15 protein-coding genes are annotated in these 16,409 nt (G+C 60.9%); 8 read left to right on the top strand and 7 right to left on the bottom strand.

Features of this window, described 5'->3' with window-relative positions; genetic code table 11:
• Positions 1-67: 67 nt before the first annotated feature.
• Both SB772_RS30395 and SB772_RS30390 read right to left on the bottom strand, forming a co-directional pair.
• On the bottom strand, positions 68-295 hold the full coding sequence (locus tag SB772_RS30395) for a hypothetical protein (RefSeq protein ID WP_410836860.1): 228 nt from the start codon (positions 293-295) through the stop codon (positions 68-70).
• A gap of 389 nt (positions 296-684) precedes the next feature.
• Entirely contained in the window at positions 685-1,491 is an 807-nt protein-coding gene (locus SB772_RS30390; RefSeq protein WP_410836859.1) for an alpha/beta fold hydrolase, read from the bottom strand.
• A 175-nt stretch (positions 1,492-1,666) separates the two neighbouring features.
• Between SB772_RS30390 and SB772_RS30385 the strand changes: the two genes are divergently transcribed.
• Complete coding sequence (locus tag SB772_RS30385; protein ID WP_410836966.1) at positions 1,667-3,271, top strand: alpha/beta hydrolase family protein; 1,605 nt, start codon at positions 1,667-1,669, stop codon at positions 3,269-3,271.
• A gap of 303 nt (positions 3,272-3,574) precedes the next feature.
• Positions 3,575-5,491: a potassium transporter Kup gene (locus SB772_RS30380; protein ID WP_410836858.1), complete on the top strand. Its 1,917-nt coding sequence runs from the start codon at positions 3,575-3,577 to the stop codon at positions 5,489-5,491.
• Positions 5,492-5,546: 55 nt separating this feature from the next.
• Here SB772_RS30380 and SB772_RS30375 read toward each other — a convergent pair whose 3' ends face one another.
• The 3 genes from SB772_RS30375 to SB772_RS30365 all read right to left on the bottom strand — a co-directional run bounded on the left by SB772_RS30375 (position 5,547) and on the right by SB772_RS30365 (position 7,790).
• Complete coding sequence (locus tag SB772_RS30375; protein WP_410836857.1) at positions 5,547-5,984, bottom strand: YciI family protein; 438 nt, start codon at positions 5,982-5,984, stop codon at positions 5,547-5,549.
• Between the two features lie 311 nt (positions 5,985-6,295).
• Complete coding sequence (locus tag SB772_RS30370; protein WP_410836965.1) at positions 6,296-6,574, bottom strand: hypothetical protein; 279 nt, start codon at positions 6,572-6,574, stop codon at positions 6,296-6,298.
• Between the two features lie 73 nt (positions 6,575-6,647).
• A complete protein-coding gene (locus tag SB772_RS30365) occupies positions 6,648-7,790 on the bottom strand; it encodes an MBL fold metallo-hydrolase (RefSeq protein WP_410836856.1) in 1,143 nt (380 codons plus the stop codon).
• Between the two features lie 83 nt (positions 7,791-7,873).
• On the opposite strand from SB772_RS30365, the gene SB772_RS30360 reads away from it, so the two are divergent.
• Positions 7,874-8,488: a TetR/AcrR family transcriptional regulator gene (locus tag SB772_RS30360; RefSeq protein WP_410836855.1), complete on the top strand. Its 615-nt coding sequence runs from the start codon at positions 7,874-7,876 to the stop codon at positions 8,486-8,488.
• Positions 8,489-8,538: 50 nt separating this feature from the next.
• Here SB772_RS30360 and SB772_RS30355 read toward each other — a convergent pair whose 3' ends face one another.
• Positions 8,539-9,966 (bottom strand): MFS transporter, encoded by a 1,428-nt coding sequence (locus tag SB772_RS30355; protein ID WP_410836854.1) that lies wholly within the window; start codon positions 9,964-9,966, stop codon positions 8,539-8,541.
• 411 nt (positions 9,967-10,377) lie between these two features.
• On the opposite strand from SB772_RS30355, the gene SB772_RS30350 reads away from it, so the two are divergent.
• The 5 genes from SB772_RS30350 to SB772_RS30330 all read left to right on the top strand — a co-directional run bounded on the left by SB772_RS30350 (position 10,378) and on the right by SB772_RS30330 (position 14,212).
• The gene (locus tag SB772_RS30350; protein ID WP_410836853.1) at positions 10,378-11,208 is read left to right on the top strand and encodes a sugar phosphate isomerase/epimerase family protein; all 831 of its coding nucleotides are present in this window, start codon (positions 10,378-10,380) and stop codon (positions 11,206-11,208) included.
• Between the two features lie 161 nt (positions 11,209-11,369).
• Complete coding sequence (locus SB772_RS30345; RefSeq protein ID WP_410836852.1) at positions 11,370-11,663, top strand: GYD domain-containing protein; 294 nt, start codon at positions 11,370-11,372, stop codon at positions 11,661-11,663.
• A 62-nt stretch (positions 11,664-11,725) separates the two neighbouring features.
• Positions 11,726-11,935: a hypothetical protein gene (locus SB772_RS30340; protein ID WP_410836851.1), complete on the top strand. Its 210-nt coding sequence runs from the start codon at positions 11,726-11,728 to the stop codon at positions 11,933-11,935.
• An 84-nt stretch (positions 11,936-12,019) separates the two neighbouring features.
• A complete protein-coding gene (gene glnA, locus SB772_RS30335) occupies positions 12,020-13,525 on the top strand; it encodes a type I glutamate--ammonia ligase (protein WP_410836850.1) in 1,506 nt (501 codons plus the stop codon).
• A 219-nt stretch (positions 13,526-13,744) separates the two neighbouring features.
• Positions 13,745-14,212: a universal stress protein gene (locus SB772_RS30330; protein ID WP_410836849.1), complete on the top strand. Its 468-nt coding sequence runs from the start codon at positions 13,745-13,747 to the stop codon at positions 14,210-14,212.
• Positions 14,213-14,287: 75 nt separating this feature from the next.
• Here the strand turns inward: SB772_RS30330 and SB772_RS30325 are convergent, their stop codons facing one another.
• Positions 14,288-15,961: an alkaline phosphatase family protein gene (locus SB772_RS30325; RefSeq protein WP_410836964.1), complete on the bottom strand. Its 1,674-nt coding sequence runs from the start codon at positions 15,959-15,961 to the stop codon at positions 14,288-14,290.
• Between the last annotated feature and the right edge of the window lie 448 nt (positions 15,962-16,409).

Here is a 16,409-nt window from a genome sequence, read left to right as displayed (position 1 = left end):
ACGATGGCGCTCGTGAGCGCCATCGTCGCTGCTACTTGGGCGTGCACGGCCGGCATGCCTGCCGCCATCACACGTGAACGATTTCCCAATCGCCGATTTTTTCCGGAATCTCGAGCGTCGACGTGTCGACTTCGGACAGATGCGGGCAGGTCAAGCCGCGCGCGAGGTCATCGGCCGCACGTTGCGGGCTGGAAAACTCACCGAGCGTCTCGTTGCCGAAGGTTGCCTCCCAACCATCCTGTCCCGGCAAAATGTAGAACGCTCCCTGCGTCGAACCAAAACGAAAGCCTTTCATTTTTAGTCTCCCAATTGCCATTAAAAATCGCGATATCGTGGCGGCTTCTTGCGGGCGGCGGGGACAAACTCAGCAGCGTTTTGGTCCTATCCGTTTCAACCCGACCGCATGAAGCGCTAACTCATGTGAAAGAGTCTACGTCAGCCGCTCGCGTCGCAAGGCGTTGTTAGACGGTTCATTCGATCAAAAAATATTGTTTAAAAACAACGACATGTGCGTGTCGTTTTGCAATGTGCAACGTGGGGCGACATTGCGAAATGGTGAATTTGTGCCTTGCACCACGATTTTTTACAGAGCAAGGCATCATGCCACATCGTGAAATTCAGGATGGTTGGCGTGACCTGATCCATCGCGGCGTCAAGACGAAGCGCAATCCTGCGCGCCATTCCTTAGACAAGAACCTTGCTGAGGAAAGCCAGCATCACGCTGTTGAATTGATCCGGCCTTTGTAGCGGCGCAAAGTGGCTCACGCCAGCAAGCAGAATCAATTCCGCGCCGGGAATGCTGCGGGCGAGATAGTCGGCATGTTCGTGTTTGATGAATTCGTCATGCTCGCTTTGCACGATCGCAATCGGCACACGAATCTCAGCCAGATCGCGCGCGGAATAATTGGGTTCGGTTTTCATCATCTCGCTGACCGCGCCGACAAACGCGTTAAAGTCGTCCGGCGTGGCCGACAGTTGCGCATAGTCTTTGGCATGCCGGCTGAAACACCGGTCGATGACCGGGCTCGGCGTGAATTCCATGGTGCCGCTGGGGTCCATGTTGCAGCCAAAGAAAAATACGCCCGCCACCCGCTCGGGCGCTTTCATGCCGAGGATCATGGCGACGCATGCGCCGTCGCTCCAGCCCACGATGGCCGCTCGTTCAAGCTGCAATGTGTCCATTACGGCCAGAACGTCGGACGCCATCAACTCATACATGTAGGGCCGTGAATCGCGCGTACTGCGGCCATGGCCGCGGCTATCGACGAGCACCACGCGATGCCCCGAGCTGACCAGCGCGGGCACCTGGTAGCCCCAGTTGCCGCTATGGCCGAGGCCGCCATGCAGCAGAATCACTGGAGAGCCGGCTCCGTACGTCGCGTACCGGATGCGCGCCCCATCGTGCTCTACGTCGCCCTGGTCGCTTGAAACAGGTAGAGGCGCGGCGCCATGTGCTTCGAAGTGTTCGAGGTCGTCGTCGTAGGATTTCATGTGGTACCTGGTTCCGGTTGTCTCGCGATCTGTTGGAGAATGCCATGCGGCGTGGAGCATTTCATTGCAAAAGTCGCCGAAGACGACGCTAGCCCTGCACGACCTCTTTACCTATACTCATCTCACTCTGGAAGGCGCCCCCAACTGCTGTCACACGAACAACACGGAGCCTCGCATGCCTGTAGCTTTGCGAAACGCGGCCTTGGCATTCCTGACCTGCTCCATGTTGAGCGCCGCCGTCTACGGACAAGACGACTCCAGATGCGATGCCGCACATTGCCATTCCCGCGGCCAACTCCTCGATCAACGCACCACACTACGCCTGAGCGCAGCCGCATTCTCGAAGCTGCTGGCTTCGACCGCCTCCGGCCAGCAACTCGCCCAGGTCGCCGGCGCCCCCGCCTGCAACGTGGAGATCGTGTATCTCCGCTACCGCACAATCGGCGCGGCAGGGAAACCGACCACCGCCAGCGCCGCCCTGATGATTCCCGGCGGACGTCCGGCTTGTAGCGGCGGGCGCCCGCTCATGCTCTACGCGCACGGCACCACCGCCTATCGCAACTACAATATCGCCGACGTGACGCAAAGCGATCCTGCCAACGGAGACGGCGCGTCGGAGGGCATCAGCGTCGCTGCCATGTACGCAGCCCAAGGCTATATCGTGGTGGCGAGCAACTACGCCGGCTATGCCGGCTCCGATCTGCCGTACCACCCCTACCTGAACGCCGACCAGCAAGCGGCCGATATGATCGACTCGCTTCGGGCGGCGCGCATCGCCTTGAGCGAAGCGAAGACGGAAAGGCCTGAGAGGTCGGGCCGAAAAACGCGGGAAAACGGCAAGCTCTTTGTCACCGGCTACTCGCAAGGCGGCTTCGTTGCAATGGCGACGCATCGTGCGCTGCAGGCCGCGGGCGTCACCGTGACAGCTGCCGCGCCGGGATCGGGGCCCTACGCGCTCGCCGCCACGGCCGACGCGCTTATCGAAGGCGAGGTGAACCTGGGCTCGACGCTGTTCACGACGCTGATCGTGACGGGCTACCAGCATGCGTACCAGAACATCTATCGCAAGCCCGGCGACTTTTACGAAGCTGCCTACGCGCCCGGCATCGAGAATCTGCTGCCCAACGTGAGGCCGCTCGACACCCTGTTTGCGAAGGGGAAACTGCCTGCGACGCAACTCTTTAGCAGCGTTCCTCCCGCCCCGCAGTTCGCTTCCATGACGCCGCCGACCTCGCCGCCCCTCGCGCCGGCCGCACTGACGCCGCTGTTTGCTTCAGGGTTCGGCAGTGCAAACCTCGTGCGCAACGAGTATCGCCTGAGTCTTCTCGAAGACGCGTCCGCCAATCCTGATGGCGCCTTCCCCAATGCAACCGTTGCCTTGGCGCCGGCAGCCAATCCGACCCACCCCTTGCGTCAGGCATTCAAGCGGAACGATTTGCGAAACTGGCTTCCGCGTTCGCCGGTTCTGCTCTGCGGAGGCCAGTCGGATCCCACGGTATTCTTCTTCAACGCACAGATCGAACAGGCCTACTGGCAGAACGCCAAAGTGCCGGCGGGGCTTACGTCCGTGCTGGATGTCGACTCTCCGATCTCCGGACCCAACGACGCTTACGCCCCGATCAAGCGGGGTTTTGCGCTCGCGAAATCGACGCTCGCCAGCCAGGCCGTTGCTGCAGGCGCCACCGACGGCGGCGCCTCCGCAGTGCTTCAGGCCTATCATGGCGAACTCGTCGCGTCGTCCTGCATGGTCGCCGCACGGGCGTTCTTCGCGAACTTCTAGGCGCGCCGCCAACATCCGAACCGCCTGGCAGACTTTATTGGCCGAACAGCGGCAATCGACCGGCATGCGGCGGCGTTCCGACGCCGACGGGGCGTCGTGGCACGCTTTTTGTCGCTGTCACGTCGAACCTGCTTTTCGGCTGTTGCTTCCCTATACTTTGAACAACTAAGACAGCAAGCCAATCAACTGATCATTGATCGTGCTTTCAGATCGATCCGGAGCGAACACGCGACGATCTGTTCCTCACGGCGCAGCGGCACATCGAGTGCGGTGGATCGCGGGAGCGCCAATCTGGAGCGAGACATGAGCCAGTCAGTATCCGCCGGGGCCAAGGCTGGCCATCCCGGCGAGCCCGCGCCTCACCGGCCGGCGATGCCAGCGCTCGCACTTGCAGCGCTGGGTGTCGTGTATGGCGACATCGGCACCAGCCCGCTCTACACGCTGCAGACGGTGTTCGATCCGGCCGATGGACTCACACTGAATGCACTGAACGTGGTCGGCATTGTGTCGTTGATCGTCTGGTCGCTGATTGTCGTCGTCTCGCTCAAGTATGTCGCGCTGATTCTGCGCGCGAACAATCACGGCGAGGGCGGCATCATGGCGCTGCTGGCGCTCGCTGCTTCGTCAGTGACGGCACGGCCGCGGCTGCGTCGTACGCTGCTGGGCGTCGGCATCATGGGCGCAGCGCTCTTCTACGGCGACAGTGTGATCACGCCGGCAATCTCGGTGCTGAGCGCGGTCGAAGGTCTGGAGGTCGCCGCGCCGTTTCTGAAGACGTACGTGATACCGGTGACGCTGGTTGCGCTGGTCACGCTATTCGTGATGCAGAAGCGCGGCACAGCCGGCATCGGCAATATCTTCGGACCTGTGATGGTGCTCTGGTTCATCGTGCTCGCCGTGGTGGGCGCGGTCAATATGACGAGGGCGCCCGCGATACTGGTTGCGCTCGATCCTTTCACCGGGCTCGCATTCTGTCTGCGGCACCGGTGGCTGGCCTTCGTTGCGCTGGGTGCGGTGGTGTTGTCGTTGACGGGCGCCGAGGCGCTCTATGCCGACATGGGGCATTTCGGCGCGAAGCCGATCAGGTTGACCTGGTTCGGCCTGGTGTTCCCGGCGCTCGCGTTGAACTACCTGGGGCAGGGCGCGCTGCTGCTTGACGAACCGGGAGCGCTGCAGAATCCGTTCTACCGGCTGTTTCCGCAATGGGCGCTGTATCCGATGATCGTGTTGTCGACGATCGCGACCGTCATCGCGTCCCAGGCTGTCATCTCGGGTACGTATTCGATGACGAAGCAGGCGATGCAACTCGGCTTCCTGCCGCGCATGAACGTCGTTTATACGTCGGAAAGGGAAATGGGGCAGATCTACGTGCCCGGCATCAACTGGACATTACTTGCTGCCGTCGTGGCTGCGGTGCTCGGCTTCGGCTCATCGACGGCGCTCGGCTCCGCATACGGTATTGCCGTGACCGGCACGATGCTGATCACAACACTTCTCACGTTCTTCGTCGTGCGCTACGCGTGGCACTACAACTGGCTGCTGTGTGTTTTCGCCACGGTATTTTTCTTCGTCATCGACGCGACGTTCTTCTCCGCGAATCTGCTGAAGCTGAAGCAGGGCGGCTGGTTCCCGCTTCTGATCGGGCTGATCATCTACACGATCATGGCGACATGGGGACGCGGCTGGGAGATGATGCGTGCCGAAGCGCGCGTGAGGGCCGGGACGACGCCTCTCAAGCCATTCCTGGCGAAGCTGCTGGCCCGCTCGCCGATGCGGGTCGGCGGTACGGCGATCTTCCTGTCGGCTGATCCTGATGGCGTGCCGCACTCGCTGATAAACAATCTGATGCACAACCGCGTGCTGCACGATCGCGTGGTTTTCGTGACGGTGAATAATGAGGAGATACCGTGGGTTCCGGCGAGCGAGCGAGTGACCGTGCACCCGCTCGACTCAGACTGCTACCAGATCACGATCACCTATGGCTTCATGGATGAGGTCGATCTGCCGCGCGCGCTGAAGGCGTCGGGTCTCACCTTCGACTCAGCGGAGACGTCTTATTTCCTCAGCCGGGCGACCGTGGTGCCCACGCGCGACAGCGGCATGGCGATGTGGCGCGAGCGGCTGTTCGCGGTCATGCTGCACAACGTCGGCAACGTCGCGGCTTATTTGAAGCTGCCTGCCAATCGGGTCATCGAGTTGGGCGCACGCGTGGAAATCTGATGCGCTACGCCTCACACGATGTGCGCCGCTCGCGATGCGGGGCCGCGTGCCCGCGTCAGCGCGGCTTGTTCGCTGCGTCTTCGGCCGCGGCGCGCAGGCGTTCTTCCTGGGCCTGCAGTTCGGGCGTGAATTCGGCGCCGAAATCGGCGGCCTCGAACAGCGGGCGGATTTCGATCTCCGATTCTCCTTCCATGGGATTGGGGCAGCGCCTGACCCATTCGACGGCTTCCTCCATCGACTTGACTTGCCACAGCCAGAACCCGGCGACGAGTTCCTTGGTTTCCGCGAACGGTCCGTCGATCACGGTCCGCTGACTGCCCGAGAAGCGCACCCGTTTGCCTCTCGCGCTCGGGTGCAAGCCCTCACCCGCGAGCATCACGCCTGCCTTGACGAGTTCTTCATTGAAATTGCCCATTGCGGTAAGCAGTTCCGTGCTGGGCATTTTGCCGGCCTCTGACTGGCTTGTAGCCTTCACCATCACCATGACTTTCATCGTCGTTTCTCCTTGAGTGAGTTGTGCGAGCCGCACGGCCCCGAAGTCGATTCAGGATCGACTGGCGGCTCTGATACTACGACGAATCGGGCTACCTGAAATCGACGCCGATTTCAAAAGATTGGGTGCACGCGCACGCTATTCCCTCGGTCTTCTCATTGGGATTGACGTACCGGGAGAGATGGCCCTGACATCCGCGCATCGCGAATCGCACGGAGAGCGTTTTGTCGCGATGCCGGAATCTGCGGGAAGCTAGCTGCCTCGGTGGCACGCGCCGTCGTTGCCTTGGGCCGTGCCGTTTCCGCCAGCAGCTAGTGCATGACCATTCTGAATTCATCGAGACCCAGCTTGATGGGCTCCGCTGGCTTCAAAGATTGTTTGAGCTCCGCCACCTTCAATATTTCAAGCTGCGCGTCTTCGAACGCGATCAGAAGGTCCATTCGCCGCCCGCTCGCGGCCCCGCAATATCTGATCAGTGCCTCAGCGCTCACCTCGAAGATCTGGGCACGATCGTCGAAGCACACGCGAAACGCGACGGTCGCGCATTCCGTGACACAGGGTCTGAATCCTTCATCGAGATATACCGACATGGCGATCTCCCAACATACACCCGAACGGTCAGTATGACGGCGGGTCAATTTCTGGTGTGTGGGAAAACCGGCATTAGCCCTGCGAATTTGCTTGCCCAGCACGGCGGCAGGCAAACCAGCGCCGCAATGTCCTCGGCTCCTGCACGACCTCGGCGACCTCGGCGACCTCGCGCCACCACCGCTCACCGCGGTGCGGTGCGGCCAGATCCAGCCGCTCGCCCATGCGCGGCGTCGCGAGCGGAATGCCACGCGCGGCGGCGAGCCCCATCACGCGCTCGAACGGTTCCTGCCAGTGATGCATCGCCAGATCGAACGTGCCGTTGTGAATCGGCGCCAACCAGCGGCCGCGCAGATCGAGGTGCGCCTGGACGGTTTCGTCCGGCAGCATGTGAACGTACGGCCATTGGGCGTCGTAGGCGCCCGTTTCGAGCAGCGCCACGTCGAATGGACCGAGCCGCTCGCCGATCGTCCTGAAACCGTCGAAGTAGCCCGTGTCGCCGCTGAAGAACACGCGCAGATCGCCGTCGACGATGACCCACGAGGCCCACAAGGTGCTATTGCCGTCGAAAAGACTGCGGCCGGAGAAATGCTGGGCAGGTGTCGCGGTGAACGCCACACTGTCGATCTCTACACCCTGCCACCAGTCGAATTGGAGCACTTGCGACGCGTCGATACCCCACTCGATCAGCCGGTCGCCGACGCCCAGCGGCGTCAGAAACACGCTCGTTTTACGGGCGAGTGCGAGCACCGTCTCGCGGTCCAGGTGGTCGTAGTGGTCGTGCGACAGAATCACGCCGCGCAGTGGCGGCAAGTCGGCGAGCGCAATGGGCGGGGCATGAAAGCGTTTTGGACCGAACCGCTTGAACGGCGACGCACGTTCGGCGAAGACCGGGTCGGTCAGCCAGAACTGACCGCGCAGTTTGAGCAGCATGGTCGAATGCCCGAGACGATACAGACTGCGCTCAGGCGCCGCGTCAAGCTGTTCGCGTGTCAACGCATCGACGGGCAGGGTGCTTGCCGGCGCAGTGCCGTCCGGTTTGTTGAGCAACACATTCCACGCGATGCTCAACATTTTGCCGATTCCTTCGACGGGCCGCGGCTTGACATTACGAAAGCGCTCGCCGTCATGCTGAGCCGACGAGTCGAATGATTCACGCCCGCGTCGCGCTGCTGTCAGGCCCAAAGCGCGGCGGATAGAACCGGTGAACGATGTCATGTAAGGCGTCCCGAGGCAGAAAGTAGACTGTGCAGTGTAGTTTATTGCCAAGAAAAGTAAACTGCCCGGTGTAAAATTTGGCTATGAATACCTGTGATACCCGTCTACGCCTGACCGACCGCAAGCGCGCCGCCGTGATCAGCGCGGCCATCGAAGAATTTCTCGGCGCCGGCTTCGACGCAACCAGCATGGACCGCATCGCAGCCCGCGCGAGCGTCTCAAAGCGTACGGTCTACAATCATTTTCCAAGCAAGGAAGCACTGTTCGCTGCCATCCTGCGGCAGTTGTGGGACGCGAGTGACACGGCAGAGGCACCCGCTTATTCCGGCTCTCAGCCGTTGCGCTCGCAATTGCTCCAGTTGCTGTTGAAAAAGCTGAGTCTTTTAAATGACGAGGCATTCCTGTCGCTCGCGCGCGTTGCGATCGCGGCAGGCATTCATTCGCCGGAGCGCGCGCGCGACATGGTGGCCCGCATGGGTGAGCGCGAAGAAGACTTGACCGTGTGGATACGTGCAGCCACTGCCGACGGCCGTCTCAAGACAGCGGACCCGATGTTCGCCTCGCAGCAGTTGCAGGGCCTTGTGAAAGCGTTCGCTTTCTGGCCGCAGGTGACGATGGGGCAGCCGCCTCTCAGCAAAGAGGAACAGAAGCAGGTAGCGGAATCCGCCGCCGATATGTTTCTTGCGCGCTACGCGTGATTGATGCGCGATTTTGGGTGGCATCGTGACGAGCGCGCCTTGAAGGTTGGTCAGGCGGACGCCCTCGCCAGCTTCTCGTCCGCTACGGTTTGTCCGCGCAACCGGTCATATTCGGCTTTGTCGATAGGAACGGCGTCGGGCTCGCCGAGCCGGCTCATCGGGATGCGATACGTCTCGCGTGCGCTCCATGCCGCGAGTGCCGCGATGATCGTCACGCCCAGCGTGATCGAGCCGACGGTGAGCGGAATGTTGGCCGATCCCGGCGGCGCGACAGTCGCGAACAGCGCCGGCAGCAGCGCGGTGATGAGCGTGCCGACGTTCTGCGCGATCGCCATCGCCGAAACGCGCGAGCGCGTCGGGAAGAGTTCCGGGTAGAAGCTCGGAAAGATCGCGTTATAACCCTGGTAGACGATTCCCCACATCAGCAGCGACACGATGAACGCGAGCGGCACGTTATGGATGCTGATCGCGTAGAGATAGCCGAACGAAAGCAGCCCCGAGCCGATCGCGCCGACTGCGACAGGCAGTTTTCGGCCGATGCGGTCCGACAGATTGCCGACGAACGGAATCACCAGCACCGCGACGATATTGCCAACGACTGGAATCCACAGATACACGCTCTTGTGAAAGCCGATACCGTATGCGGCCTGCACCGCGTAGGCCGCGCCGAAGATCGTGGCGACGACGGGGATCACGTTCATCAGCGCCATGCAGACGACACGGATCATGTCCCTCCAACCGTACTTGAACGCTTCCCTGATCGGCGCCTTCGGCACTTCGGCTGCGCCGGCTTCCTTGGTAAACGCGGGCGTTTCCTCGACTTCACGGCGGATGATGTAGCCCGCGACCAGTACGCCAGCGGAGAGCAGGAACGGAATGCGCCAGCCCCACGAATTGAATGCGTCTTCCGGCATGAAATACGCGAGCGGCAGGAAGACGGCCGCAGCGAGAATCTGCCCGGCCTGCACGCCCTGCAGTGTGAAGCTCGCGTAATACCCGCGGCGGCCGAATGGCGCGTGTTCGAGAATCATCGAACTCGCGCCGGAGATTTCTCCTGCCACCGCGAAGCCCTGGATCAGACGCACGATGACGAGAAGCGTCGGGGCGAGCATGCCGATCTGTTGATACGTCGGCAGGAGACCGACGGCCATCGTCGATGCGCCCATCAGGAACATGCACACGAGGAGCACGGTTTTGCGGCCGTGCGTGTCGCCCCAGTGTCCAAGGAAGAACGCGCCGATCGGCCGTGCAACGTAACCGACGCCATAGGTTGCCAGCGACGCGATGATCGCCACTTTCGGATTGCCTGACGGAAAGAACAGCTGCGGGAAGATCAGCGCCGCGGCCTGCGCATAGATGAAGAAATCGTAGTACTCCAGCGCCGAGCCGATCCAGCCGCTCGCGGTCGCCCTTTTGGTCTGCTTGCGGTGATGTTGCACGTCGTCCGGGCTGGATGCTCCTTGCGATTGGGCTTCCATGTCGTCTCCGATATTGATTTGTTGAGGCCGGGCGTTCTTCGGCTTCTTTGTTCCGATCAAAAGCGCTCGGTCGGTGAGGTGCTGGGACCCATATTGATCCAAGTCTGTTGTGTGTGGAATAGTCTTCAATATCGTGTGGGATGAAATTCCGCTCGGTGTTTACCCGGCGGGTGACACGCAAACCGAGACAGGCGTGGCAAGTCCTCCGCCGGCCTGAAGTCGGATGGCTTGGCGCAATGACTCGATCAGGATTGCAAATAGATTGTCGGCGCTGTACGCAGTGGGTACGACTGACCATGAAGGCCCGGTGCAGTCTGCGCCGGCGGCAAGACACCACAGGCGGCGGGCCGTGTACCGATGTCCGCTCGCTAACGGTAGCGCCAGGCCAACGTGCACTGATGGGAGAAGGACATGTCACAGCATAATCGCCCGTTGTCGCTTGCCGCATTGACGGTCATCGAATTGACGCCGCCGCAGATGGTCCAGTGCGCTGCCGACGCCGGCTACGATTTCGTCGGTTTGCGGCTTCTGCCCGCTACGGATCAAGAGGTGCGTTACGACTTCGTTGGCGATACGCGATTGAAACGCGAGACGCTGGCGTGTCTGAAGGACACCGGTATTGGCGTGCTCGATGCCGAGATCCTGCGCCTCAAGCCCGATACCGACGTGGCGGCCTACGAGCCGATGCTCGAAACGGCGGCCGAGCTTGGCGCGCGTTACGTGCTAGTCGCGGGCAACGATCCCGACGAAGCGCGTACCGCCGATAACCTGGCGAAGCTATGCGAGCTTGCCGCGCCCCTCGGACTCACGCCGTCGATCGAACCGATGCCATGGACCGATGTCAGCAACATCACGCAAGCCGCGCGTATCGTGAAGGCAGCGGGGAGGGCGAATGCTACCCTGCTCGTCGATCCGATCCACTTCGATCGCGCGGGTTCGTCGACCGACGAACTGCGTGCGTTGCCGCGCGAATACTTCCGCTACCTGCAGTTCTGCGACGCACCCGCCGAGCGTCCGAAGGACCTCGAAACGCTGCTCTATCAGGCGCGTTGCGAGCGGCTGATTCCGGGCGAGGGCGACCTCGATCTGGCCGGAATCCTGCGTGCGCTGCCGGATGATCTGCCGATCAGCCTCGAAGTGCCGATGGAACGTTGGGCGAAGGCGGCGAACGCCACTGAGCGCGCGCGGAAGCTTCGCCAGGCTACCCTTGCCGTACTCGATACGACTTACGGTCCAGACTGATCGCTGACTCAATGGGGGCACCAAACAGTCAGTGGCTCGCGATTCCATTGCCTAAAATCAGGTTACGCGCGGAACGCTTTCGAGCAACGCGATCGCGGTAGCGTTCGCGGCCTGTCTGCGCGTCTGGATCCCGACTCGCACCAATCGTAAGGGGAATCGTCATGGCGACTTATGTGGTTCTTGCACAATTCACTGATCAGGGAATACGCAACATCAAAAACAGCCCACAGCGGGCCGATCAAGCCGCGGAGCTGGCCAGGAGTTTCGGTTGTGAAATGAAACAGATCTATTGGACGTTAGGCGAATATGACATTGTCACGATCGTGGAAGCACCGGATGAGCAAAGCTTCATGTCATTCGGCTTCGCGCTCGGTTCTGCAGGCAATGTCCGCACGCAAACGCTTCGTGCGTTCACGAAGAACGAATTCAGCGCGAGTCTTGCCAAACTCCCATAAATCAGGCCGGTATCCGGCACGCGAACCGTTTTCTTTCCGCGACTGTATCTCTGGAGGTCACTATGAAAGCGAAGGCAAACGACAGCGATGAAGTGCGCGCTTTCGTGCAAACGGCCGAGCAGTCTGGCGCCTATGTGTGGGTCATCACGCTGGTCGACTTTGGGTCACAAAAGGTCAAACGTTCGCTCGTTTCGGACGAAACATACGCCATGCGCGCTGCTGCTCAAGACGCCGGTGACGCCTATCTGAAAGCGCTCGAGGAAGACCGGTAGCCAGGGCGGCGGGCGCCTTGTTTTCGTACGTGGACAGACTAAAGTTGTTGGATCAGAGGCGGGGGCCGGAAGAGGAGGAAGCCAATGTCCACTACGCAAGGTCCTTCTGAATCGCCTTTCGCGGTGTCCGTCGAAGCAGGTCGCTACCGCGTCACTCGACCAGCAGGCGCGAGCGATGTGATCGACCTGCTGCAGAAAAAAAATATCCAGATCGTCGATCTGAAATTCACCGACTTACCCGGACTCTGGCAGCACTTCTCGATCACACTTCCCGAAGTTCACCCGGACCTCTTCGGCGCCGGGATCGGCTTCGACGGCTCGTCGATTCGCGGCTTTCAGGAGATCCACGAATCGGACATGCTGCTCAGACCCGATCCGGCGACTGCCTTCGTCGATCCGGTTTGCGACACGCCGACTCTGTCGCTCATCTGTGATGTCGTCGATCCGGTGTTGCAGCAGCCCTATTCGCGCGATCCGCGCTATGTGGCGAAAAAAGCGGAGAACTACCTGCGCCAGACCGGAATTGCGACGACATGCTATTTCGGACCCGAACTGGAGTTCTTTATCTTCGACTCCATCCGCTTCGGCCAGGACCAGCATTGTGGCTTCTACTATGTCGACTCGGCCGAAGGCGACTGGAACGCAGGTCGCGACGAGGGCGCGTACGGCGGCGGCAATCTCGGCTACAAACAGCGCTACAAGGAAGGTTATTTCCCGGTGCCGCCTCACGACACGCTGCAGGAGATCCGCTCGGAGATCGCGCTGACGCTGCAGCAGGCCGGCGTACAGATTGAAGTGCATCACCACGAGGTAGCGACGGCAGGCCAGAACGAGATCGACATGCGCTTTGCAACGCTCACGCGCATGGCCGACAACGTGATGATCTACAAGTATGTCTGCAAGAATGTCGCACGCCGCCACGGGAAGGTGGCAACTTTCATGCCGAAGCCGCTGTTTGCCGACAATGCAAGCGGCATGCATTGTCACCAGAGCTTGTGGAAAGACGAACAGAATCTGTTTTACGACGCAAGCGGTTGGGCGTTGACGTCCGACATGTGCCGCTGGTACATCGGCGGCTTGCTGCAACATGCGCCGGCGCTGATGGCTTTTTGCGCGCCCACCACTAATTCATACAAGCGCCTGGTCCCGGGGTACGAGGCGCCCGTCAATCTGGCGATGTCACAGCGCAACCGTTCGGCCGCGGCGCGCATCCCGATGTATTCGGATTCGCCGAATGCGAGGCGCGTCGAGTTCCGCTGTCCGGACCCGTCGGCCAATGCGTACCTCGCTTTCGCGGCGATGCTGATGGCCGGTCTCGACGGAATTGAAAACAGGACCGATCCGGGCGATCCGCTCGACCGGAACATCTACGACCTTCCGCCAGAAGAAGCCAGCAATATCCGGCAGGTTCCGGGCTCGCTCGATACGGCCCTCGCCGCACTGGAGGGCGATAACGCCTTTCTGCGCAAAGGCGATGTTTTTACCGAAGACGTGATCCAGACCTGGATCGAATACAAACGCAAACGCGAGATCGACACGATCAAACTGCGTCCGCATCCGTGGGAGTTTTATCTGTATTTCGATACTTAAAATGACCGGCGAGCCGGTCATGGCCCGTGTGGGAGGTTTTCGTACTGACAATACGCAGTGCAGCCGCCGCCGGAGTTCGTGCAAACAGGTTGCCACCCGGCACCGCATCGGGGTGACTATACTCGAAGAGGTCGCCTTTGATTCAGGTGTGCCAGGCTTCAGGCGGTAAGCTCCAAACGGGATATCGCCGCGGCCGGGCCTGGTTGCGGGGAGAAACGTATGTTCAAGCATCTACTGGTACCGACCGACGGCTCGGCGCTCTCTGAAGCCGCCGTTAATATGACGGTGAAGCTCGCCGTGGAAAGCGGAGCCAAAGTCACGGGGCTCCATGTCATTCCGGAATTTCGCGTCCTCGCGTATGGCACGGAGATGATCGCGGACAACGAGGAGCGTGTCATTCAGGTTGCCCGCCAGCGTGCGGATGACTACCTCGCGGTCATCACCCAAGCTGCCGCGCAAGCAGGTGTCGAGTGCGCTACGGTTGCCATGAATCGTGCACACCCGTACGAGGCGATTATCAGCGTTGCAGAACAACGCCACTGTGATCTCATCGTCATGGCGTCCCACGGTCGAAGCGGCATGCGGGCATTTTTGCTCGGCAGCGAGACCCAGAAGGTCCTGACGCACAGTCAGATCCCGGTCCTCGTCGTCCGGCAGCCGACGAAAACCGGCCACGGCGCGACTTGAGACGGTTGAACGTCCCGGGAGTCGCGCCGCGCCGGTTGTGTGCCGCTCGCTGCCGCGGATGACGGCTTTGCGTGCTTAGAAGTGATCGTGTCCGCGATCGAAGCCGGGCAGCGTGCGTGTGCCCTCGATCGCCACCGAATGCAGCAGTTCGGGTTCGATGTCGAGCATGCGCAGGATCGTCGGCGCGACCTGCGTCGTCAGCACCGGGTCGTCGACGGTCCGTCCAGCGTGATGGGCGCCGGGCATGTAGACCACCAGACCGAGATGGCTGTCGTCGGGCGCGTTGCCGCCGTGTTCCTCGTCCTTGGTCTTACTCGACGTATAGATCACGCCCGGGTTCGGCTGCACGATGATATCGGGCGTGCGTCCGCTCGCGGGATCGCCGAACCGGGCAGCGATCTGCGGGCCGTACAGAATGTACGCTTGCGAACCATCCGCGCAAATGCCGGGCGCATTGCAGCTCAGGTTGGCTTTCAGCGTTTTCACCACCGCTGACAACTGACTTTGATCGCGCAACCAGATCAGGCCGACGTCGTCGGTCTGCGCCATGCCCGTATTGACGAGGCCCGTCCCGTCGTTCAGATTGCCGCTGGTCGTGTTGAATTGCCCAAAGTTGCCGTTCGGATCCAGATAATTGTTTGCTTCAAGCAGCTTCGTGAGCGTGTCGCCGTTCTTCACCAGCTTGGAATGATCCGTCGGGGACTGGCCATGCTTCGCTGTGACGATGATAGCGGTCGACGAGTAAAGGTTGCGCTGCTTGAGCTTGGAGACGATACGGCCCAAGGCGTTGTCGATGTAAGCGATCGCCCCCGTCACCTGCGCGCCCGGCGTAAAGCTGGCGTCCAGATAGCCGCCACCATTTGCCATCAGCGCTTTTTGTGCGACGCTCAAGGTCTGGAAGTTGGTGCCGAAAACGGTAGGCACGTCGGCGCCGGATTTACCGGTCGAATCCTTGCCGTCGATTTCGTTGATCAGCGACTGCACATGCAGATCGTCGAACTGTTCCGTGTGCGTGTAGACATCGGTGTAGTTAGTTTGAGTAGCCGGATCGATCGAGTTGATCTCGGTGCGGGAAAGATCGTCGACGCCTTTGCCCGACGGTCCGTTGAGCCAGTCGTAGCCCCACGCATGCTTGTCCGCCCAGGCGGTTCGAGCATTTTTAACGTTTTGCTTGACCACCTCGAAAATCGTGTTCGTCTTCACATAGTTGTGCGGATACACGGGCGTACAGACGCCGTTGATCAACGCGTTCGGGATGGCCTGCGGATTGAATGCGCCGCCGCCGTCGAGATGCGTCAGCGCACCGCCGTTCTCGCCATCGATGCCTGTAGTTTCGTCGAACACGACATTCCAGCCCTGCTTGCCGGTGCAATGGGTATCGGTTGGGGCGTAGAGCGTGCGGTCATAAGACACGTCATAGAACAGGCCCGCTGACTTCGGCGAGCCGCCCGTGACTAATGCGGCGAGACCCGGGAACGAATCCGATAGGCCAGGCGTGTGGGCGTTGGTGTACGTGGTGCCGGACTTCGCCAGCAACGCGATATTGGGACACGTGTTCGAACCGATACAGCGTGCGACATCCTGCTCGTGCAACCCGTCGAAGCTGATCAGCAGCACGTGTTTTGCTGCGTCGTGATCATGTTCGTTCGCATCACGCGCTGCTGCGCCTGGCGCATGCAGGCCGGCGAGCACGACAATGCCGGCGCCGACGGCACCCTGTACACGCGTCCATCTCCTGATCGTCTTCATGTCCTGTCCTATGAAAGTAGTCACGAAATATCTGGTAGTGCTAGATGACTGTGCAACGGAATTGAGTCGTGGAGATGAACCGGTTCTTTCGATTCGCTAACGTAAGAGCGGGCTGGTGCATTGGCCAAAAAAATTCGCATAACGCTGTGGTTTGGCGATTCGGGTTTGCACTGAAGTCGCGGTAACCAATCTTTCATCAAGCGCTGCTACGGTGACCTGGCTGCACAGCTAGTCCGTCTGCGAAGCATTCCCCTATACGTCCGGAAACTACTCATGAAAAAGACTCCCGTTCGCAAGATGATTCGCCGCTCGTCGCTCGCGCGGCCAGCTCCGACAGTCGCACTGGTACTCTGCGCCGCCAGTTTGAGCGCGCATGCCCAGCAGTCCGAAGTCCACGGCGAAGGCCGCTTCGAGCCGGGCTTGCTGGTCGTCAGTCGAAGCGTGTACG

The organism is Paraburkholderia sp. SIMBA_030 (assembly GCF_046535245.1).
GTDB lineage: Bacteria > Pseudomonadota > Gammaproteobacteria > Burkholderiales > Burkholderiaceae > Paraburkholderia.
The sequence above is the reverse complement of the archived record's forward strand: the minus strand, read 5'-3'. Positions and strand labels throughout refer to the sequence as shown.